The following is a 19,832-nucleotide window of genomic DNA, read 5'->3' as shown; positions in this document are numbered from 1 at the left end:
TTCCGGGATCACCGTGGCAGACCGCCTGATCGTGCGTGGGGCACGAGAGCACAATCTCAAAGACGTCTCGCTTGACCTGCCGCGAGACTCTCTGATCGTTTTCACCGGCCTCTCCGGCTCGGGCAAGTCCAGCCTCGCGTTCGACACGATCTTCGCCGAGGGGCAGCGGCGTTACGTGGAGTCGTTGTCGGCCTACGCCCGCCAGTTCCTCGGCCAGATGGACAAACCCGATGTCGACTTCATCGAGGGCCTGTCTCCGGCGGTCTCCATCGACCAGAAGTCGACCAGCAAGAACCCGCGGTCCACGGTGGGCACGATCACCGAGGTCTACGACTACCTGCGGCTGCTGTGGGCGCGCGTGGGCAAGCCGCACTGCCCCGCCTGCTCGCGGCCGATCGCCCGCCAGACGCCGCAGCAGATCGTCGACCGGGTGATGGACCTGGAGGAGGGCACCCGGTTCCAGGTGCTCGCCCCGGTCGTCCGCGGCCGCAAGGGCGAGTACGCCGAGCTCTTCCGCGAGCTGCAGACCAAGGGCTTCGCCCGGGCCCGCGTCGACGGCACCGTCGTGCGGCTGGAGGAGCCGCCGACGCTGAAGAAGTACGAGAAGCACGACATCGAGGTCATCGTCGACCGCCTGTCGGTCAAGGAGTCGTCGCGGCGCAGGCTCAACGACTCGGTCGAGACCGCGCTGCAGCTGTCCGGCGGCACGATCACGCTCGACTTCGTCGACCTGCCCGAGGACGACCCCGGCCGCGAGCGGTTCTACTCCGAACACCTCTACTGCCCGTACGACGACCTGTCGTTCGAGGAGCTGGAGCCGCGCTCGTTCTCCTTCAACTCGCCGTTCGGCGCCTGCCCCGAGTGCACCGGCCTCGGCACCAAGATGGAGGTCGACCCCGACCTGGTCGTCCCCGACCCCGAGCGCACGCTCCGCGAGGGCGCCCTGCACCCGTGGACCGGCGGCCACGCCAGCGAATACTTCGGCCGCCTGATCGAGGCGCTCGGCAACGCCATGGGCTTCACCCCCGACACCCCGTGGGAGAAGCTCTCCAAGAAGGCGCAGAAGTCGCTGCTGTTCGGCCACGACGAGCAGGTCCACGTCCGCTACAGCAACCGCTACGGCCGCCAGCGCGCCTACTACACCGCCTACGAGGGCGTCATCCCCTGGGTGCAGCGCCGGCACGCGGAGGCGGAGAGCGACTCGACCCGCGAACGGTTCGAGGGTTACATGCGCGAGGTGCCCTGCCCCGCCTGCAAGGGCGCCAGGCTCAAGCCGGTCACGCTCGCCGTGACCGTCGCCGGCAAGTCGATCGCCGAGGTCTCGTCCATGTCGATCGGCGAGTGCGCCAAGTTCCTGGCCGGGCTCAAGCTGTCCGACCGCGACATGCACATCGCCGAGCGGGTGGTCAAGGAGATCAACGCCCGTATGGGCTTCCTGCTCGACGTCGGTCTCGACTACCTCACCATGGACCGCGCCGCCGCCACCCTGGCGGGCGGCGAGGCGCAGCGCATCCGGCTCGCCACCCAGATCGGCTCCGGCCTCGTCGGCGTCCTGTACGTGCTCGACGAGCCGTCCATCGGCCTGCACCAGCGCGACAACATGCGCCTGCTCGACACCCTGATCAGGCTGCGCGACATGGGCAACACGCTGATCGTGGTCGAGCACGACGAGGACACCATCGCCGCCGCCGACTGGGTGGTCGACATCGGCCCCGGCGCGGGCGAGCACGGCGGCCAGGTCGTCGTCTCCGGCACCGTGCAGGACCTGCTGACCAGCGAGGAGTCCATCACCGGCCAGTACCTGTCGGGCCGCAGGAGCATCCCGGTGCCGGCCGGCCGGCGCAAGCGCGACAAGAAGCGGCAGATCACCGTCAAGGGCGCCCGCGAGCACAACCTCAAGGGCGTCGACATCGACTTCCCGCTCGGTGTGTTCACCGCCGTCACCGGCGTGTCGGGGTCCGGCAAGTCCACGCTGGTCAACGACATCCTCTACAACTCGCTGGCCAAGGAGCTCAACGGCGCCCGCACCGTGCCCGGCCGCCACTCCCGGATCAACGGCATGGACCAGGCGGACAAGGTCGTGCACGTCGACCAGTCGCCGATCGGCCGCACCCCCCGGTCCAACCCCGCCACCTACACCGGCGTGTTCGACCACGTCCGCAAGCTGTTCGCCGCCACCACCGAGGCCAAGGTGCGCGGCTACCAGCCGGGCAGGTTCAGCTTCAACGTCAAGGGCGGACGCTGCGAGGCGTGCTCCGGCGACGGCACGATCAAGATCGAGATGAACTTCCTGCCCGACGTCTACGTCCCGTGCGAGGTGTGCCACGGCGCCCGCTACAACCGCGAGACGCTGGAGGTCCACTACAAGGGCAAGACCATCGCCGAGGTGCTCGACATGCCGATCGAGGAGGCGCTCGCCTTCTTCGACGCCATCCCGGCGATCAAGCGCCACCTGCAGACGCTCCACGACGTCGGCCTCGGCTACGTACGGCTCGGCCAGCCCGCCACCACGCTGTCCGGCGGCGAGGCGCAGCGCGTCAAGCTCGCCTCCGAGCTGCAGCGGCGTCAGACCGGGCGGACCGTCTACGTCCTGGACGAGCCGACCACCGGCCTGCACTTCGAGGACATCCGGCGGCTGCTCGGCGTCCTCGGCCGGCTGGTCGACGGCGGCAACACGGTCATCGTCATCGAGCACAACCTGGACGTCATCAAGACGGCCGACTGGGTCATCGACATGGGCCCGGAGGGCGGCTCGCGCGGCGGCACCATGGTGGCGGCGGGCACACCCGAGGAAGTGGCCCAGGTGGAGGAGAGCCACACCGGGCGCTTCCTGCGGAAGATCCTCTCCGTCTGACCCCGGCCGCGGCACCCCGTGGGCCCGGGTGGGAAGGGCGCCGCGGGGGCCGTACGGGGCCGCGGCGCGGCCGGGCTCCTCGGCGCGGAGGGATGCCGGTCGGGGCAGGGGCCCTTGTCTTCCGACGGGGTGTTTGACAAGGTCTGACCGTGTCGGAAGATACGCCGCGGCCGCTCACGCTGGGCGGCGTGTGCGTGCACGAGCTGCTGGAGCGGCCGCTCGTCCGCCTCGCACGGCGGCTCGTCGGCGACTTCGCCGACGAGATCCCGCTCTACCGGCGGCTGCCCAGGGAGGAGCTCGACGGCGACATCACCAGCATCACCGAGCACAACCTGCGGGTGATCAGCGGGATGTTCCGCGAGCGGCGCGCGCCCACCCACGAGGAGCTGGCGCCGCTGCGGGCGTCGGCCGCCCGCCGCGCCCAGGAGGGGGTGCCGCTCGACGCGCTGCTGGCCGCGTACCAGCTCGGGGTGACGAAGGTGTGGGAGAGCCTGTTCGCGCACGCCGGGCCGGGCGACCTCGACGACGTGCTGGCCGCCAACCGGCTCATCCTGAGCTACACCGGCGCCGTGACCTCCGCCGTGTGCGCCGCGTACCTGGAGGAGCGCGAGGTGATGCTCAGCCAGGAGCAGCACGCCATGCACGCGACCGTCTCGGCCCTGCTCGCCGGTGACCGCGAGGCGCTGGCGGGGGTCCGGCTCGCCCCCCGCTACCTGGTGGTCGCCACCGCGCTCGGCGAGCATCCGGACGAGGCCGCCGGCGCGCGGGGAGGGCCGTTCGCCGGGCGGCGCAAGCTGCACCGGTTCCGGTCGGCGTGGCAGCGGCACGCCGCGGAGCAGGTGCTGTCGGCGCTCGACAGCACCGGAGGGCTGGTGCTGGTGCCGCTGACCGCCGACGAGCCCTGGTGGTGCCGGGCCGGCGAACTGGTGAAGGCGGCGGGCCGCGCCGCGGGCGTCCCGGTGTGGGCCGCGGCCGAACCCGCCGAGCCGGGCCGCGTGCCCGCCGCCGCCAAGCTGGCCGAGGAGGTGCTGGAGGTGGTGCGCTCCCTGAGCCGGCCGCCCGGCGCGTACCGGCTCTCCGACGTGCTGCTGGAGTACCAGCTGACCAGGCCGAGCGAGGCGCTGGCCGGGCTGGCGGGGCTGCTCGATCCGCTGCTCGGCAACCCCGACCTGCTGCGCACGCTGAAGGCGTACCTGGAGACCGGCCTGGACCGGCGGCGCACCGCCGAGCGCCTGCACGTCCACCCGAACACCGTCGACTACCGGCTGCGCCGGGCCGTCTCCCTGACCGGGCTGGACCCGATGGAACCGGCCCAGCTCCAGCGCATCGGCGCGGCGCTGGCGGCCCGCCGCACGCTCAACGGCGGCTGAGCCTCCGGCCCGGCGATGCGCTGGAGCCCCGGCAGCGGTCCGGGCGGCCGGTGGACGAGGCCGCGCCGCCACCGTGGGGTGGTGACGGCGCGGCGGTCACTGGTGAGGGCCGGCGTGAGGGGTCAGCGTCCCGCGGTCACGGCCGAGGTCACGATGGCGGCGAAGTTGCGCATGCCGAGCGCGTTCGGGTGGAACGGGGTCGCCGGCGAGGCGGGGACGTACGGCTCGATCCAGCGGGTGCCCGACGAGGCGCACGGGTCGTGGCCCACGCTGGGGGTCTGCAGGTCGATGAAGCCGATCCCGGCGGCGGCGGCCTGCTCGGCCAGCATCTGGTTGAAGTACATCAGCGTCGCCCGGATGTAGTTCGCGTCCTGCTTGATGATGGGGACGCGCGGGTAGCAGCCGTCGGGCCGGGCGTAGGTGGCGTACCCCACCATGAAGATCCTGGCCTGCGGCGACCGGGCGCGGATGTCGGCGGCGAGCCGCACCAGCGTGGGCCGCAGCGCGTCGGTCTTGACGCGCCAGCTGTCCTGCCCGTCGGAGCCGATGTAGTCGTCGTTGCAGGCGTCGCCGACCGGCGGCGGCAGCAGGTTCAGGCAGTCCTCGATGAAGCCGGTCAGGCCGACGTCGTTGGCGCCGATGTGCACCGTGACCAGGGTGGTGTCCGGCCGCAGCGCGTCGAGCTGCGGCGCCACCGAGCCGAGGTCGGTGTTCTGCCGCTCGTACATGTGGCGGGTCTTCGCGCCGGAGCAGGTGACGTCGCGGAACGACGCGACGCCGAGCGTCTGGGCGGTCAGGTGGGGGTAGTTGCGGTTCGAACGCCAGCAGCCCAGCTCGGGCAGGACCTGGTTGGGGATGAGCGGTCCGGCGGCGGCCGAGTCGCCGAGCGCGACGTACGACTCGGCGGCCCGCGCCTGGGCCGGCGGCGACAGCAGCAGGAGCAGCAGGGGCGCGGCCAGGGCAGCGGTCAGACGTCGGATCATGAAGGGCACCTCTCGGGGAGAGTCGGGGGGTGGAGCGGTGCTGGTGGGTCACGTGCGTGGAGCGGCCGGGTGGGAGGCGGCCGGGTGGGAGGCGGTCTGGTGGGTCTGGGGGTTCTGGGGCGGGTTCAGGGCATGGCGGTCAGTGGCGGAAGGGGCCGGTGATCTCGTACGTGACGCCGTCGAGGCCGGCGCTGCCGCCGTCCGCGCCGCGCTGGGAGGAGAAGTACAGGCGGGCGCCGTCGGGGGAGAACGCGGGCCCGGTGATCTCGGACCTGTCGTGGCCGTCGACGCGCACGACCGGCGCCACCACCCCGTCCGGAGTGATGATGTTGATCTCCATGTTCCCGCCGTCCTCGGCCACGTACAGGTCGCCGGTGGGCGCGCCGGTGATGTTGTCGACCCCGTCGAGGGTGCCGCCGCCGTCGTAGACGGAGCCGAGCCGCCCGCGGACCGCGTCGTACGCCCACACCTTGCGGTCGCCCTTGGCCGTGAAGTAGCAGACGCCGTTGGCGTAGTGGCAGCCCTCGCCGCCGTCGAAGTGGCGGGCCTCGCTCACCTGGTGCCGCGTCTGCCGTTGCAGCACGGCCGGGGTGGGGTCGGGGACCTGGCGCCACACCACCGGGTCGCCGCCGCAGAGCACCTCCAGCCGGCCGCTCGACAGGTCGCCCCAGATCGTCGGGGTGAACCGGTAGAAACAGCCGTCACTCTCGTCCTCGGTGAGGTAAACGACCCGCCGGTCCGGGTCGCACGCGGCGGCCTCGTGCTTGAACCGGCCCATCGCCGGTCGCGGCTGCGCGACCCGGACGCCGTACGGGTCGGTCTCGTAGACGCGGCCCCGGAAGATCTCCTCGCAGGACAGCCAGGTGTCCCACGGCGTCCTGCCGCCCGCGCAGTTGATGTTCGTGCCCTCCAGGACGCGGTACGCCCGCGCGATCGAGCCGTCCGCCCTGAACCTGATCGCCGACGCGCCGCCCACCAGCGGCACCTCCGAGTTGGACACGTAGATCCAGCCCGTCCCGTCGGCGAAGCAGGCCCCGCCGTCGGGCGCCGGATGCCAGAGGATGCCGCCGACCGGCCTGCCCGACCGGGCCACCACCCTGCTGGTGAACCCGGCGGGCAGCGCCACGCCGTTGCCGTCCGGGGAGCCAAGCGGACCGTACGGGCTCGCGCCGCGCACCACCCTGGCCACGGCCGCCTCCTGCCAGAGCGAGCCGGGCAGCGCGACGGCGCCCAGACCCGCGGAGACCGTACGGATGAAGGTCCGGCGATGCATGGCGGCTCCCGACGTGGTACGCGACGGCGTTCAGCACACGATGGGCCGTGGACGGGATCCTGTGAATTGGACGGGGCCGCAAAGTCGGCGGCCTGTTGCTGTGACCCATCACAAAACCGGGGCGGGCTCTGTGAAGGGCATTGACGGGGCGGACGGGAGAACTGATCATCGGTACGCCCGACCGTCGCCCGCGTCCTCCGAGGTGCCGCCATGCGAGCCCGTGCCCGTCTCCTCGTGCTCGCCACCGCGCTGACCGCCGCGCTGACCGCCGTACTCACCCCCGGGATCCTCCCCGCCGCCGCCGTCACCCCGGCGTCGGGCGGCGACGCGCAGGGGCCCGGGTGCGATCCGATCGACCCGGCCGCCTGCCTGCTGCCGTTCCCCAACGACCACTACACCGTGGCCGACCGGCGGACCGAGACCGGACGGCGCGTCGCCTTCCCCGTGGAGGCGATGCCCCGCTCGGCCGCGGGCGTGCCGATCGACCCCGCCGAGTGGAACCGCGGCGACGGGTTCTCGCCCGGCTCGATGATCCTCGCCCTCGTGCCCGGCCTCGACCTGGGCAGGAGCGGCGCGGCCCCGATCACCGACATCGGCGCCTCGCTCGACCGGGACGCGCCCATCGTGCTGCTCGACCTGGACACAGGCGAGCGCTGGCCGTACTGGGCCGAGCTGGACGCCAACGCGCCGGAAGGCCGCCGGCTGCTCATCGTCCGCCCCGCGCGCAACCTGAGCGAGGGGCACCGGTACGCGGTCGCCCTGCGGGACCTGCGCGACGGCGGAGGCGCCCCGATCCCGCCCGGCGCCGCCTTCGCCGCCATCGCCGGCGCCCCGCTCCCCGCCGGGCACGAGCTGCGGGAGCGGCAGCGGGAGCTCCAGCCGGTGCTGCGGGCGCTGCGCCGCCACGGCGTCCGCGCGGACGGACTCCACCTCGCCTGGGACTTCACCGTGGCCGGCGAGCGCGACCTGGCCGGCCGGGCCCTCGCCATGCGCGACGAGGCCCTGGGCGAACTGGGCCGTCATGCTCCCCCGTACGAGGTCACGGCCGTCACCGACCTCACCCCCGAGCAGGACGACAGGATCGCGCGGCGGGTGGAGGGCGCCTTCCGGGTGCCCAGCTACCTCGACCTGCCCGGCGGGCCGCCCGGCTCCGGCCTGAACTACGGCGCCGACGGCCGGCCCGCCAGACTGCCCGGCAACGAGCAGGTGGCGACGTTCCGGTGCGAGATCCCCCGGGTCGCCTTCACCCGCCCGGCCAGGCCCGCCCTGTACGGGCACGGGCTGCTCGGCAGGCACACCGAGGTGGGCGCGTCGAACGTCAGGACGATGGCGCAGCGGCACGGGTTCGTGTTCTGCGCCACGAAGTGGATCGGCATGGCCGACGAGGACATCCCCAACGTCCTCGCCACGTTCAACGACATGTCACGCTTCCATACCGTGCCTGACCGCACCCAGCAGGGCTTCCTGAACTTCATGTTCCTGGGACGCGCCATGACGGCCCCCGACGGTTTCACCGCCCACGCCGCCTTCAGGAACGAGCGCGGACGGCCGCTCCTCGACACCCGCGCCGAACTCGTCTACGACGGCAACAGCCAGGGCGGCATCTTCGGCGGCGCGCTCGTCGCCCTCTCCCCGGACATCCGGCGCGGCGTGCTCGGCGTGACCGGCATGAACTACAGCACGCTGTTCAACCGCAGCTCCGACGCGGCGCCCTTCCAGGCGGCGTTCGACCGGAGCTACCCCGACAGGATGGAGCAGCAGGTCATCCTCGCGCTCATGCAGATGCTGTGGGACCGCGGCGAGGCCAACGGGTACGCCGCCCACATGACGGACGACCCGTACCCGGGCACGCCCCGGCACCGGGTGCTCATGCAGGTGGCGTACGGCGACCACCAGGTGGCCACGGTGACGGCCGAGGCCGAGGCCCGCACCATCGGCGCCCGGGTCCGGCTCCCCGCCCTGGCGCCCGGCCGGTCACCGGACCGCGAGCCGTACTGGGGGATCCGCGGCTTCCGCGCCGCGCACGCGGGGTCGGCGCTGGTGGTGTGGGACAGCGGCACCCCGTCGCCGCCGCTCACCAACACCCCGCCCATGGAGGGCCCGCACGGCGCGGACCCGCACGAGGACCCCCGCCGCACCCCGGCGGCCCAGCTGCAGAAGGCCGTCTTCCTCAAGACGGGCGTGGTGGCCGACGTCTGCGGCGCGGCCCCGTGCCGGTCGGCCCCGGAGTGACGGTGACGCCGTCACCCCGGGGGCGAAAAGGAGGGCGACGGGTGGTGGCCCTATCGTGAAAAGCCGGTAATGCGGAGGCCATGAAGCGGAGGGCATGTCGGTGAACGGGGGCTCCGGGATAGGCCGGCGGCAGGCGTTGGGCGCGGCGGGGATGGCCGCCTGCGGGGTGGCGGCGCTGGCCGCGTGCGGCGGCGAGAGCAAGGACCGGCAGGCGCCGGGCATCAAGGGCAAGGTCATCGCGAAGACCGCCGACGTCCCGGTCGGCGGCGGCACGGTGGTGAAGCAGTACAGGATCGTGGTGACGCAGCCGTCGGAAGGCGTCTTCAAGGCGTACGGCGCGGCCTGCCCGCACCGAGGCTGCGCCGTCAGCACGCCCAAGGACAACGTCATGATCTGCCCCTGCCACGGCAGCGAGTTCGACGCGGTGACCGGTGAGGCGACGAAGGGCCCGGCCACCGGGAAGCTGGTCGCGTACCAGGTCAAGGTCGAGGGCGACGGCATCGTGGTGGTCTGAACGAGTAATTGTGCGTGGTTCTCCGGGTCGGGGGGCGGCACGCTGAACCGTGAGCGGTTCGCCGCCGTACCTGAAGTGAAACCGGAACCTGGGAGGACGCACCATGACGGAAACGACGCGCCGGGCGGTGATGTTCGGAGCGGGCGGGGCCGGCCTGGCCGCGGTGCTCAGCGCCTGCGCCAGTTACGGCTCGCCGGTGGCCGAGCCTGCGGCGGACTCGGCGGACTCGCTGGAGGAGCCCGCCGAGGACGAGTCGACGGAGCCGGCGAAGAAGAAGAAGCCGAAGGCGCTGGCCGACACCAGCGACATCCCCAGCGGCCAGGGGAAGATCTTCAAGAATCAGGACGTGGTCGTCACCCAGCCGTCAGAGGGTGAGTTCCGGGCCTTCAGCGCGACCTGCACCCACCAGGGCTGCGCGGTCGCCAGCGTCTCCAACGGCGTGATCAACTGCCCGTGCCACGGCAGCCAGTTCAGCATCGAGGACGGATCGGTGGTCCAAGGTCCGGCCAGCGAGCCCTTGGCAGAGAAAAAGATCAATGTGTCCGGGGGCAAGATCAGACTGGCCTAAGGCGCCTTTCATTCTTTTCTCACCTGTGTGCGCTTGGCTGTGCCGCATGGGAGAAGACCTCAAGAGCCGTAGAGCGGTGATCGCGGGTGTGGGCGCGGGCGGCCTGACGCTCGCCCTGGCGGCCTGCGGCGGCAGCGACACCACGACCGCGGCGCCGGAGTCGAGCGCTCCGGCCGCGTCCAGCGCCCCGTCGTCGGGCGCGCCCGCGGGGAACGGGGGGCTGACCACGACCTCCGAGATCCCCGTCGGCGGCGGCAAGATCTTCGCGGACCAGAAAGTCGTGGTCGTCCAGCCGGCGGAGGGCCAGTTCAAGGCGTTCAGCGTCAGGTGCACCCACCAGGGCTGCCCGGTGGACAAGGTGGAGAACGGCACCATCGTCTGTCCCTGCCACGGCAGCAAGTTCAAGATCGAGGATGGGTCGGTGGCCAACGGCCCGGCCACCGATCCGCTGCCGGAGCAGCAGATCACCGTGTCGGGGGACCAGATCTCGCTCGCCTGACGCCGGCGGGCTCACCCGTCCGCCACGGCGGGTGAGCCTGTCGGTGACGGCCACTACGCTGGAATCGTGGCGCGATCAGGTGGCAGTCCGTTGAGTTTCCGTCCCCGGCCCGGCTCCATCCCCGACTCTCCCGGGGTCTACCGGTTCAGGGACGGCCACGGCCGGGTGATCTACGTCGGCAAGGCCAAGAGCCTGCGCCAGCGGCTCAACTCCTACTTCGCCGACTTCTCCGCCCTGCACCCGCGCACCCAGACGATGCTGACCACCGCGGCCGGCGTCGACTGGACCGTGGTCGGCACCGAGGTGGAGGCGCTGCAGCTCGAATACTCCTGGATCAAGGAGTTCGACCCGCGCTTCAACGTCAAGTACCGCGACGACAAGTCCTACCCGTACCTCGCCGTGACCATGGGCGAGGAGTTCCCGCGCGTGCAGGTGATGCGCGGCGCCAAGCGCAAGGGCGACCGCTACTTCGGCCCCTACTCGCACGCCTGGGCCATCCGCGAGACCGTCGACCTGATGCTGCGCGTCTTCCCGGTCCGCACGTGCAGCGCCGGCGTGTTCAGGCGGGCCGGGCAGATCGGCCGGCCGTGCCTGCTGGGCTACATCGACAAGTGCTCGGCGCCGTGCGTCGGCCGGGTCACCCCCGAGGAGCACCGCGCGCTCGCCGAGGACTTCTGCGACTTCATGGCGGGCAACACCACCCGCTTCATCAAGCGGCTGGAGCGCCAGATGCGCGAGGCCGCCGCCGAGCAGGAGTACGAACGCGCCGCCCGGATCCGCGACGACATCCAGGCGCTGCAGCGGGCGCTGGAGAAGCAGGCGGTCGTGCTCGGCGAGGGCACCGACGCCGACGTCGTCGCGCTCGCCGAGGACCCGCTGGAGGCCGCCGTCCAGGTCTTCTACGTGCGCGGCGGGCGCATCCGCGGCCAGCGCGGCTGGGTGGTCGACAAGGTCGAGGAGGCCGGCCCCGCCGAGCTGGTGGAGCAGTTCCTGCTGCAGATGTACGGCGACGCCAACGCCGAGTCGATGCCCCGCGAGGTCCTGGTGCCCGCGCTGCCGCCCGACGTCGAGGCCGTCGCCGACCTGCTGACCGAGCAGCGCCGGGCCAGGGTCGAGGTGCGGGTGCCGCAGCGCGGCGACAAGAAGGCGCTCATGGAGACCGTCGAGCGCAACGCCAAGGAGTCGCTCGCCCAGCACAAGATCCGCCGCGCCGGCGACCTGACCTCGCGCAGCAAGGCCCTGCAGGAGATCGCCGACGCGCTCGACCTCGACCAGGTGCCGCTGCGCATCGAGTGCTACGACGTCTCCCACCTGCAGGGCGAGAACGTCGTCGCCTCCATGGTGGTGTTCGAGGACGGCCTGGCGCGCAAGAGCGAATACCGCCGCTTCGCGGTCAGGACCAAGGAGGGCGACGTCGCCGCCATCCACGAGGTCATCCTGCGCCGCTTCCGCCGCTACCTGGAGGAGCGCTCCGCCACCGGCGAGCTGGCCCCCGAGGACGACGACGGTCACGGGCCGATCGACCCCGAGACGGGCAGGCCGCGCAAGTTCGCCTACCCGCCCAACCTCGTGGTGGTCGACGGCGCCGGCCCGCAGGCCGCCGCCGCCCAGCGGGCGCTCGACGAGCTGGGCATCGACGACGTCTCGGTGGCGGGCCTGGCCAAGCGGCTGGAGGAGGTGTGGCTGCCGGGCGACGACCAGCCGGTGATCATGCCGCGTTCCAGCGAGGGCCTCTACCTGCTGCAACGCGTGCGTGATGAGGCACACCGGTTCGCCATCACCTACCATCGGGCCAAGAGGTCCAAGTCCGTCAAGGAGAGCGCGCTCGACAGCGTGCCCGGCCTCGGGCCGGCGCGCCGCCAGGCGTTGCTCAAGCACTTCGGTTCCGTCAAGAAACTGCGCGAGGCCACCGCGGAGCAGATCCGCGAGGTCCCGGGCATCGGCCCCGCCACGGCCGAGGTGATCGTGTCGACCCTGAAGGGGGAGAGGCAGTGAAGACCACCGAGCCGGCGTTCGTCATCGTCACCGGCATGTCGGGGGCCGGGCGGAGCACCGCGGCCAAGGCCCTGGAGGACCTCGGCTGGTTCGTGATCGACAACCTGCCGCCGGGCCTGCTGTTCGCCATGGCCGAGGAGGCCGGCAAGGTCAAGCTCGCCGCCGACAAGGTGGCGGCCGTGGTCGACGTGCGCAGCCTGGCGTTCACCACCGACCTCAACGCCGCCATCGAGGAGCTGGAGGGGCGCGGCGTGCGGGTGCGCGTGGTGTTCCTGGAGGCCAGCGACGAGGAGCTGGTGCGCCGCTTCGAGAACGTCCGCCGGCCCCACCCCCTGCAGGGCGACGGCCGGCTCGTCGACGGCATCACCCGCGAGCGCGGCATCCTGCGCGAGGTGCGGGCCAACGCCGACCTGGTGATCGACACCACCTCCCACAACGTGCACGAGCTGCGCAACCGGATCGTCGCCTACTTCGGCGACGACGACCGGCCGGGCCTGCGGCTCAACGTGGTGTCGTTCGGCTTCAAGTACGGCCTGCCCGTCGACGCCGACCTGGTCGTCGACTGCCGCTTCCTGCCCAACCCGCACTGGGTGCCCGACCTGCGCCCGATGAACGGCACCGACCCCGCCGTGCGCGACTACGTCCTCGGCCAGCCGGGCGCCAAGGAGTTCCTCGACGCCTACGAGGAGGTCCTGCGCGTCGTCGCCGCCGGCTACGGCCGCGAGGGCAAGAGCTACGCCACGCTCGCCGTCGGCTGCACGGGCGGCAAGCACCGCAGCGTCGCCATGGCCGAGCAGCTCGCCGGGCGGCTGCGCGAGCGCGGCATGGAGGTCCAGGTCGGCCACCGGGATGTGGGGCGCGAGTGACCGACGGGAACGGGCGCGCATTAAGCGAACCACCGTTCTGGGCGGGCTCGCAGCCACCGTGCGGCGGGCCCGCCGTCGTCGCCCTGGGCGGCGGCCACGGCCTGTACGCGTCCCTGTCGGCGCTGAGGGCGGTGACCGACGCGCTCACGGCGGTGGTCACCGTCGCCGACGACGGCGGTTCCAGCGGCCGTCTCAGGCGTGAGCTGGGCGTGCTCCCGCCCGGCGACCTGCGCATGGCGCTGGCCGCGCTCTGCGGCGACGACGAGTGGGGCAGCACCTGGAGCGAGGTGGTCCAGCACCGCTTCCGCAGCGAGGGCGAGCTCCACGGGCACGCGGTCGGCAACCTGCTCATCGTGGCCCTGTGGGAGCTGCTCGGCGACCCGGTGACGGGCCTCGACTGGGTGGGCCGGCTGCTGGGCGCGCACGGCAGGGTGCTGCCGATGGCGTCGGTGCCGCTCGACATCGTGGCCGAGGTGGAGCTCGACGGCGTGACCTCGACGGTGCGCGGCCAGGTGGCGTGCGCGCTGACCCCGGGCCGGGTGCAGGCGATCTCCCTCGTCCCCGAGGACCCGCCCGCGCGGCCGGAGGCGGTCGAGGCGGTGCTGGAGGCCGACTGGGTGGTGTTCGGGCCGGGTTCGTGGTTCACCAGCGTGCTGCCGCACCTGAAGGTGCCCGCGCTGGCCCGGGCGCTGCACGAGACCCGGGCCAGGCGGCTGGTCACGCTCAACCTGGCGCCGCAGCCGGGCGAGACGGACGACTTCTCGCCGCAGCAGCATCTTGAGGTGCTCAGGCAGCACGCGCCGGAGCTCGCGCTCGACGTGGTGCTCGCCGACACCGGCGTGGTCGACGACCCGGACGCGCTGGAGAAGTCGGCGGCGGCGTTCGGCGCCCGGCTGGTCACGGCCGACGTGGCGGCCGGTGACGGCTCGCCCCGGCACGACCCACGACGTCTTGCCTCCGTCCTTGACGAGATTTTCCTCCAGAAGCGTTGATCCTGGTCGGCGTGGTGTCAAGGTGCGAGAGGATGCTATGAGCCGGTCTGATTGGGGGAGGACTAACGCTTATGGCGATGACGGGTGTGGTGAAGGATGAGCTGAGCCGTCTGCCTGTGCTCAAGCCCTGCTGCCGCAAGGCGGAGGTGTCGACGCTGCTGCGGTTCGCCAGCGGCCTGCACCTCGTGGGCGGGCGCATCGTGATCGAGGCGGAGCTCGACACCAACGCCACGGCGCGGCGGCTGATCAAGGACATCGGGGAGGTGTTCGGCCACAAGGCCGAGGTGCTGGTGCTCGCCCCGGCGGGGTTGCGCAAGGGGTCCCGCTACGTCGTGCGCGTCTACCGCGACGGTGAGGCGCTGGCCCGGCAGACGGGCCTGATCGACAACCACGGGCGGCCGGTGCGCGGCCTGCCGCGGCAGGTGGTGGCGGGCGCCTCGTGCGACGCGGAGGCGGCCTGGCGCGGCGCGTTCCTGGCCCACGGGTCGCTCACCGAGCCGGGGCGGTCGATGTCGCTCGAGGTCACCTGCCCGGGGCCGGAGGCCGCGCTGGCGCTGGTCGGCTCCGCCAGGCGACTGAAGATCCACGCCAAGGCGCGCGAGGTGCGCGGCGTGGACCGCGTGGTGGTGCGCGACGGCGACGCCATCAGCGCCCTGCTGACCAGGCTCGGCGCGCACGACAGCGTGCTGGCCTGGGAGGAGCGGCGGATGCGCCGGGAGGTCAGGGCGACCGCCAACCGGCTGGCCAACTTCGACGACGCCAACCTGCGCCGCTCGGCCCGCGCGGCGGTGGCCGCGGGCGCGCGGGTGCAGCGGGCGCTGGAGATCCTGGGCGACGAGGCGCCCGACCACCTGGTGATCGCCGGCCGGCTGCGGGTGGAGCACAAGCAGGCGTCGCTGGAGGAGCTGGGTCAGCTCGCCGACCCGCCGCTGACCAAGGACGCGATCGCCGGGCGGATCCGCCGGCTGCTGGCCATGGCCGACAAGCGGGCGGCCGACCTCGGCATCCCCAGCACCGAGGCCAACCTCACGGTCGACATGCTGACGCCCTGAGAGCTCAGGCCTGACCCCGGTCCGGCGGCAGGAAGAAGCTGCCGGTCGAGGTCGGGTCCTGCTTGGGCGGCTGGAGCGGCTCGAACGGAGCCCGGTACTCGGGCTCCGGCTCCGGCGCGGGCGCCGTCTCCGGCTCCGGCCGTGGCTGCTCCACCGCGGCGTGCCTGCCCGTACGGCGCAGGCGCAGCGCGCGGGCGAGGACGAGCGCGAACGCGGGCAGCGCGGCGGCCGCCATGACGGCCGGCAGGTGCCACGACCCCGAGACCGCCCCCCAGACGGTCCTGGCGGCGAGCGGGAGCGCGTCCAGCAGGCCCTGCGGGGTGAGCCCCGGGACGGGAGCGTCCGAGCCGAAGCGCTGCGCGCCGACGGTCGCGAGCGCGTACGCGACGGCTCCGATCATGGCGGCGGGGACGGCCGCGGCCGCGTACAGGGCCGTGAAGAGGGACAGCAGGACGCTGCGGGGGCGGACCAGGCGTACGGCGCCGCCGACGAGTACGCCCACGACGAACGCGAGCGCGGCCAGGAGGGGAACACCGTCGCCGAACGCGAGCCACGACGACGGCAGCCGGTCCTCGAAGTGGACGGCCGCCCCGAGCCCGGACGCGCAGACCAGCGCGGCCATCAGCCCGACGACCAGGCCTGACAGCAGCCCGGATCGTTGCTTTGACATCTCAGCCCCCAGAGAATGTCGCTATTTACTCCGATGAGTCGGGCACTTTACTCCAAGTACACAAAGCGCGCGGCGGGAACCGCCGTTCGCGCCCGGGGGGACCGTAGTGGTCTAAACCAATTTGGGTCCGATAGGGTTTCTGAGTTGAGGTATCAGCCCGCCATCATGCACGAGGAGATCGGTTCCGTGAGCATCCGCGTAGGCGTCAACGGCTTCGGCCGCATCGGTCGCAACTTCTGGCGCGCGGTCGCCGCCAGTGGCAAGGACATCGAGATCGTCGCGGTCAACGACCTCACCGACAACGCGACGCTGGCCCACCTGCTGAAGTACGACAGCATCCTGGGCCGCCTGCCGTACGAGGTGAAGGCCTCCAGCGACGAGATCACCGTCGACGGCAAGGCCATGAAGGTGTTCGACGAGCGTGACCCGGCCAAGCTGCCCTGGGGCGACCTCGGGGTCGACGTCGTCCTGGAGTCCACCGGCCTGTTCACCGACGCGACCAAGGCCAAGGTGCACGCCGACAACGGCGCCAAGAAGGTCATCATCTCCGCGCCGGCCAAGAACGAAGACGTGACGGTCGTCATGGGGGTCAACCACACCGACTACGACCCGGCCAAGCACACCGTCATCTCCAACGCCTCCTGCACCACCAACTGCCTGGCCCCGATGGCGAAGGTCCTGCACGACTCCTTCACCATCGAGAAGGGCCTGATGACCACGATCCACGCCTACACGCAGGACCAGAACCTGCAGGACGGCCCGCACAAGGACCTGCGCCGCGCCCGCGCCGCCGCGCTCAACGTGGTGCCCACCTCCACCGGCGCCGCCAAGGCCATCGGCCTGGTGCTGCCCGAGCTCAAGGGCAAGCTCGACGGCTTCGCCATGCGCGTGCCGATCCCCACCGGCTCGGCCACCGACCTGACCATCGAGGTCGGCCGCGAGGTCAGCGTCGAGGAGGTCAACGCCGCGATCAAGGCCGCCGCCGACGGCCCGCTCAAGGGCATCCTCACCTACACCGAGGACCCGATCGTCTCCGCCGACATCGTCACCGACCCGGCCTCCTGCATCTTCGACGCCGGCCTCACCAAGGTCATCGGCAACCAGGTCAAGGTCGTCGGCTGGTACGACAACGAGTGGGGCTACTCCAACCGCCTGGTCGACCTCATCGAGCTGGTGGGCGCGGACCTGTAGGACCGCGGGAGAGAGGAAAGGGAGCCCAGTTTGCGCACACTCGACGATCTCGACGTCAAGGGCCGGCGCGTGCTCGTGCGCGCCGACCTCAACGTGCCGCTCGACGGAGAGACGATCACCGACGACGGCCGCATCCGGGCGTCACTGCCCACCATCCAGGCCCTCGCGGGCAGCGGGGCGAAGGTCATCGTCTGCGCCCACCTGGGCAGGCCCAAAGGGCAGGTCAAGCCCGAGTTCTCGCTGCGGCCTGTGGCCCGGCGGCTGGGCGAGCTGCTCGGCCAGGACGTCGTCTTCGCCTCCGACGTGGCCGGCGACGGCGCCCGCGCCGCCGTGGAGGGCCTCCAGGAGGGCCAGGTGGCCCTGCTGGAGAACCTCCGCTTCGAGCCGGGCGAGACGGCCAAGGACGACGCCGAGCGGCGCGCGTTCGCCGAGCGGCTGGCCGGGCTGGCCGACCTCTACGTGGGCGACGGGTTCGGCGCCGTGCACCGCAAGCACGCCAGCGTCTACGACGTGCCGGCGCTGCTGCCGCACGCGGCGGGCGGGCTGGTCACGGCCGAGGTCGAGGTGCTGAGGAAGCTGACCGACGACACCGAGCGGCCCTACGTGGTGGTGCTCGGCGGCGCCAAGGTCAGCGACAAGCTCGGCGTCATCGCCAACCTGCTCACCAGCGTCGACCGGCTGCTGATCGGCGGCGGCATGGCCTACACCTTCCTCAAGGCGCAGGGCCACGAGGTCGGCGGGTCGCTGCTCCAGGAGGACCAGCTCGACCAGGTCCGCGGGTTCCTGTCCGAGGCGGCCGAGCGCGGCGTCGACCTGGTGCTGCCGGTCGACGTGCTGGCCGCCACCCACTTCGCCGCCGACGCCGGCTACGACGTGGTGCCCGCCACCGAGATCCCGGCCGACCGGCAGGGGCTCGACATCGGGCCGCGGACGCGCGAGCTGTTCGCGTCCAAGCTGGCGGACGCCAGGACCGTGTTCTGGAACGGCCCGATGGGCGTGTTCGAGTTCGACGAGTTCGCCGGCGGCACCGCCGCGGTGGCGAAGGCGCTGATCGCCTCCGACGCCTTCACCGTGGTCGGCGGCGGCGACTCCGCGGCCGCGGTGCGCAGGCTCGGCCTGCCTGAAGACGGCTTCTCCCACATCTCGACCGGTGGCGGGGCCAGCCTGGAATACCTTGAGGGCAAGACCCTGCCCGGACTCGCCGCTTTGGAGGACTGAGCGTGAGAAAGCCCCTCATCGCCGGCAACTGGAAGATGAACCTCAACCACCTCGAGGCGATCGCGCTGGTCCAGAAGATGGCCTTCGCGCTCAACGACAAGGACTTCGACCGCGTCGAGGTGGCGGTCCTGCCGCCGTTCACCGACCTGCGCAGCGTGCAGACCCTCGTCGACGGCGACAAGCTGCGCATCGTCTACGGCGCGCAGGACCTGTCGCCGCACGACGGCGGCGCCTACACCGGGGAGATCTCCGGCGTCATGCTCGCCAAGCTCGGCTGCACCTTCGTGACGGTCGGCCACTCCGAGCGCCGTCAGTACCACCATGAGGACGACGACCTGGTCAACGCCAAGGTCCAGGCCGCCTTCCGCCACTCGCTGACGCCGATCCTGTGCGTGGGCGAAGGGCTGGACGTGCGCCAGGCGGGCGGTCACATCGCCCACTCGCTCGGCCAGCTCGACGGGGCGCTGCGCAAGGTCACCGCCGAGCAGGCGAAGTCGATCGTGGTGGCCTACGAGCCGGTGTGGGCGATCGGCACCGGCGAGGTGGCCACCCCCGACGACGCCCAGGAGGTCTGCGGCGCGCTGCGGCAGCGACTCGCGGAGCTGTACGACGCCGAGGTGGCCTCCGCGGTCCGTATCCTTTACGGTGGCTCGGTCAAGTCGGCGAACATCGCAGGGATCATGGCTCAGCCGGATGTCGACGGGGCGCTCGTTGGTGGCGCCAGCATCGACGCCGGAGAGTTCGTGAAGATCTGCCGATTCACCGACATGGCAGGCTAACTGAGCCGTTCTTGGGGTGCGATTTGACATCAGGTCGTACCCTCAAGAGGCAAGTTCGAATCGTCATGCGTACCAGACCATTGAAGGACTAGGCATACCGTGGAACTCGCAATCTCCATCGCCCTCATCCTGACGAGCTTGGTGATGATCCTGCTCGTCCTGCTTCACAAGGGAAAGGGCGGCGGCCTGTCTGACATGTTCGGCGGCGGCTTCACGTCGAACTTCGGTGGTTCCTCGGTGGTGGAGCGCAACCTCGACCGGCTCACCGTCATCACGGGAGTGGTCTGGTTCGTCTGCATCATCGCGCTGGGTCTGCTCGTCAAGCCCTGAGGTCAGGCACAACGCGTGACAGTGATTCTCCCCCCGTGTCTCACGGGGCGATCGAGCGAGGAGTTCATCCGTGGGTAGTGGCAACGCGATCCGTGGCAGCCGAGTCGGCGCCGGTCCTATGGGGGAGGCCGAGCGCGGCGAGGCGGCTCCGAGAGTGCGGGTCTCGTTCTGGTGCGCCAACATGCACGAAACGCGCCCCAGCTTCGCCAGTGACGCGGCGATCCCCGAGTTGTGGGACTGCCCGCGGTGTGGCCTCCCGGCCGGTCAGGACGAGAGCGCGCCGCCTGCCCCCCCGAAGAACGAGCCCTACAAGACGCACCTCGCCTACGTGAAGGAGCGCAGGAGCGACAAGGACGGCAAGGCCATCCTGGAAGAGGCGTTGGAGCGGCTGCGCAACAACAAGTCTCCCTGGTAGGGCCAGGAGCGACCGCGGAAGGGCCCCGGCG

At 71.7% G+C, this 19,832-nt stretch carries 18 protein-coding genes; 15 read left to right on the top strand and 3 right to left on the bottom strand.

Translation table 11 applies throughout. The features are described from left to right. Positions 1–13: 13 nt before the first annotated feature. Together uvrA and ACQEUU_RS23835 are read left to right on the top strand one after the other, a co-directional pair. Entirely contained in the window at positions 14–2,854 is a 2,841-nt protein-coding gene (gene uvrA / locus ACQEUU_RS23840; protein ID WP_433069499.1) for an excinuclease ABC subunit UvrA, read from the top strand. Positions 2,855–3,003: 149 nt separating this feature from the next. Beyond that, a complete protein-coding gene (locus ACQEUU_RS23835) occupies positions 3,004–4,224 on the top strand; it encodes a PucR family transcriptional regulator (RefSeq protein WP_433069496.1) in 1,221 nt (406 codons plus the stop codon). Between the two features lie 122 nt (positions 4,225–4,346). Here the strand turns inward: ACQEUU_RS23835 and ACQEUU_RS23830 are convergent, their stop codons facing one another. Further along, the gene (locus ACQEUU_RS23830; protein ID WP_433069494.1) at positions 4,347–5,207 is read right to left on the bottom strand and encodes an SGNH/GDSL hydrolase family protein; all 861 of its coding nucleotides are present in this window, start codon (positions 5,205–5,207) and stop codon (positions 4,347–4,349) included. Positions 5,208–5,346: 139 nt separating this feature from the next. Beyond that, complete coding sequence (locus ACQEUU_RS23825) at positions 5,347–6,480, bottom strand: alkaline phosphatase PhoX (protein WP_433069491.1); 1,134 nt, start codon at positions 6,478–6,480, stop codon at positions 5,347–5,349. Positions 6,481–6,690: 210 nt separating this feature from the next. Here ACQEUU_RS23825 and ACQEUU_RS23820 point away from each other — a divergent pair, with 210 nt between their 5' ends. The 8 genes from ACQEUU_RS23820 (at position 6,691) to whiA (ending at position 15,198) form a co-directional block, all read left to right on the top strand. Continuing rightward, on the top strand, positions 6,691–8,712 hold the full coding sequence (locus ACQEUU_RS23820; protein ID WP_433069488.1) for a hypothetical protein: 2,022 nt from the start codon (positions 6,691–6,693) through the stop codon (positions 8,710–8,712). Between the two features lie 94 nt (positions 8,713–8,806). Next, on the top strand, positions 8,807–9,226 hold the full coding sequence (locus tag ACQEUU_RS23815) for a Rieske (2Fe-2S) protein (RefSeq protein ID WP_433069485.1): 420 nt from the start codon (positions 8,807–8,809) through the stop codon (positions 9,224–9,226). A 103-nt stretch (positions 9,227–9,329) separates the two neighbouring features. Then, a complete protein-coding gene (locus ACQEUU_RS23810) occupies positions 9,330–9,794 on the top strand; it encodes a Rieske (2Fe-2S) protein (RefSeq protein ID WP_433069482.1) in 465 nt (154 codons plus the stop codon). 46 nt (positions 9,795–9,840) lie between these two features. Further along, positions 9,841–10,293: a Rieske (2Fe-2S) protein gene (locus ACQEUU_RS23805; RefSeq protein ID WP_433069479.1), complete on the top strand. Its 453-nt coding sequence runs from the start codon at positions 9,841–9,843 to the stop codon at positions 10,291–10,293. Positions 10,294–10,383: 90 nt separating this feature from the next. Further along, entirely contained in the window at positions 10,384–12,288 is a 1,905-nt protein-coding gene (uvrC, locus tag ACQEUU_RS23800) for an excinuclease ABC subunit UvrC (RefSeq protein WP_433069476.1), read from the top strand. After that, complete coding sequence (gene rapZ / locus ACQEUU_RS23795) at positions 12,285–13,154, top strand: RNase adapter RapZ (protein ID WP_433069473.1); 870 nt, start codon at positions 12,285–12,287, stop codon at positions 13,152–13,154. Before uvrC ends, rapZ begins: the two co-directional genes overlap by 4 nt. 83 nt (positions 13,155–13,237) lie before the next feature. Then, a complete protein-coding gene (locus ACQEUU_RS23790; protein ID WP_433071955.1) occupies positions 13,238–14,146 on the top strand; it encodes a gluconeogenesis factor YvcK family protein in 909 nt (302 codons plus the stop codon). A gap of 71 nt (positions 14,147–14,217) precedes the next feature. After that, positions 14,218–15,198, top strand: coding sequence for a DNA-binding protein WhiA (gene whiA, locus ACQEUU_RS23785; protein WP_433069470.1), 981 nt, complete (start codon positions 14,218–14,220; stop codon positions 15,196–15,198). A 4-nt stretch (positions 15,199–15,202) separates the two neighbouring features. Here whiA and ACQEUU_RS23780 read toward each other — a convergent pair whose 3' ends face one another. Next, entirely contained in the window at positions 15,203–15,868 is a 666-nt protein-coding gene (locus ACQEUU_RS23780; RefSeq protein WP_433069467.1) for a hypothetical protein, read from the bottom strand. A gap of 186 nt (positions 15,869–16,054) precedes the next feature. On the opposite strand from ACQEUU_RS23780, the gene gap reads away from it, so the two are divergent. The 5 genes from gap (at position 16,055) to ACQEUU_RS23755 (ending at position 19,801) form a co-directional block, all read left to right on the top strand. Beyond that, positions 16,055–17,059: a type I glyceraldehyde-3-phosphate dehydrogenase gene (gene gap, locus ACQEUU_RS23775; protein WP_433069464.1), complete on the top strand. Its 1,005-nt coding sequence runs from the start codon at positions 16,055–16,057 to the stop codon at positions 17,057–17,059. Positions 17,060–17,089: 30 nt separating this feature from the next. Continuing rightward, positions 17,090–18,277 carry a phosphoglycerate kinase gene (locus ACQEUU_RS23770; protein ID WP_433069462.1) on the top strand — a complete coding sequence of 396 codons (1,188 nt, stop codon included), beginning with the start codon at positions 17,090–17,092 and terminating at the stop codon, positions 18,275–18,277. Next, a complete protein-coding gene (tpiA, locus tag ACQEUU_RS23765) occupies positions 18,274–19,056 on the top strand; it encodes a triose-phosphate isomerase (protein ID WP_433071953.1) in 783 nt (260 codons plus the stop codon). Before ACQEUU_RS23770 ends, tpiA begins: the two co-directional genes overlap by 4 nt. Before the next feature lie 99 nt (positions 19,057–19,155). Beyond that, on the top strand, positions 19,156–19,386 hold the full coding sequence (gene secG, locus ACQEUU_RS23760) for a preprotein translocase subunit SecG (RefSeq protein ID WP_433069459.1): 231 nt from the start codon (positions 19,156–19,158) through the stop codon (positions 19,384–19,386). Positions 19,387–19,456: 70 nt separating this feature from the next. Then, positions 19,457–19,801, top strand: coding sequence for an RNA polymerase-binding protein RbpA (locus ACQEUU_RS23755; protein WP_270158717.1), 345 nt, complete (start codon positions 19,457–19,459; stop codon positions 19,799–19,801). The last annotated feature ends 31 nt before the right edge of the window (positions 19,802–19,832 follow it).

Source organism: Nonomuraea sp. CA-218870 (assembly GCF_050936535.1).
Taxonomy (GTDB): Bacteria; Actinomycetota; Actinomycetes; order Streptosporangiales; family Streptosporangiaceae; genus Nonomuraea; species Nonomuraea corallina.
The sequence above is the reverse complement of the archived record's forward strand: the minus strand, read 5'-3'. Positions and strand labels throughout refer to the sequence as shown.

What these genes read in the sequence shown, in the direction of transcription:
- ACQEUU_RS23815 (WP_433069485.1), top strand. Translation starts at nt 8,807, where the DNA reads ATGTCGGTGAACGGGGGCTCCGGGATAGGCCGGCGGCAGGCGTTGGGC.
- ACQEUU_RS23820 (WP_433069488.1), top strand. Translation starts at nt 6,691, where the DNA reads ATGCGAGCCCGTGCCCGTCTCCTCGTGCTCGCCACCGCGCTGACCGCC.
- ACQEUU_RS23780 (WP_433069467.1), bottom strand. Translation starts at nt 15,868, where the DNA reads ATGTCAAAGCAACGATCCGGGCTGCTGTCAGGCCTGGTCGTCGGGCTG.
- ACQEUU_RS23805 (WP_433069479.1), top strand. Translation starts at nt 9,841, where the DNA reads ATGGGAGAAGACCTCAAGAGCCGTAGAGCGGTGATCGCGGGTGTGGGC.
- ACQEUU_RS23810 (WP_433069482.1), top strand. Translation starts at nt 9,330, where the DNA reads ATGACGGAAACGACGCGCCGGGCGGTGATGTTCGGAGCGGGCGGGGCC.
- ACQEUU_RS23830 (WP_433069494.1), bottom strand. Translation starts at nt 5,207, where the DNA reads ATGATCCGACGTCTGACCGCTGCCCTGGCCGCGCCCCTGCTGCTCCTG.
- ACQEUU_RS23825 (WP_433069491.1), bottom strand. Translation starts at nt 6,480, where the DNA reads ATGCATCGCCGGACCTTCATCCGTACGGTCTCCGCGGGTCTGGGCGCC.
- whiA (WP_433069470.1), top strand. Translation starts at nt 14,218, where the DNA reads ATGGCGATGACGGGTGTGGTGAAGGATGAGCTGAGCCGTCTGCCTGTG.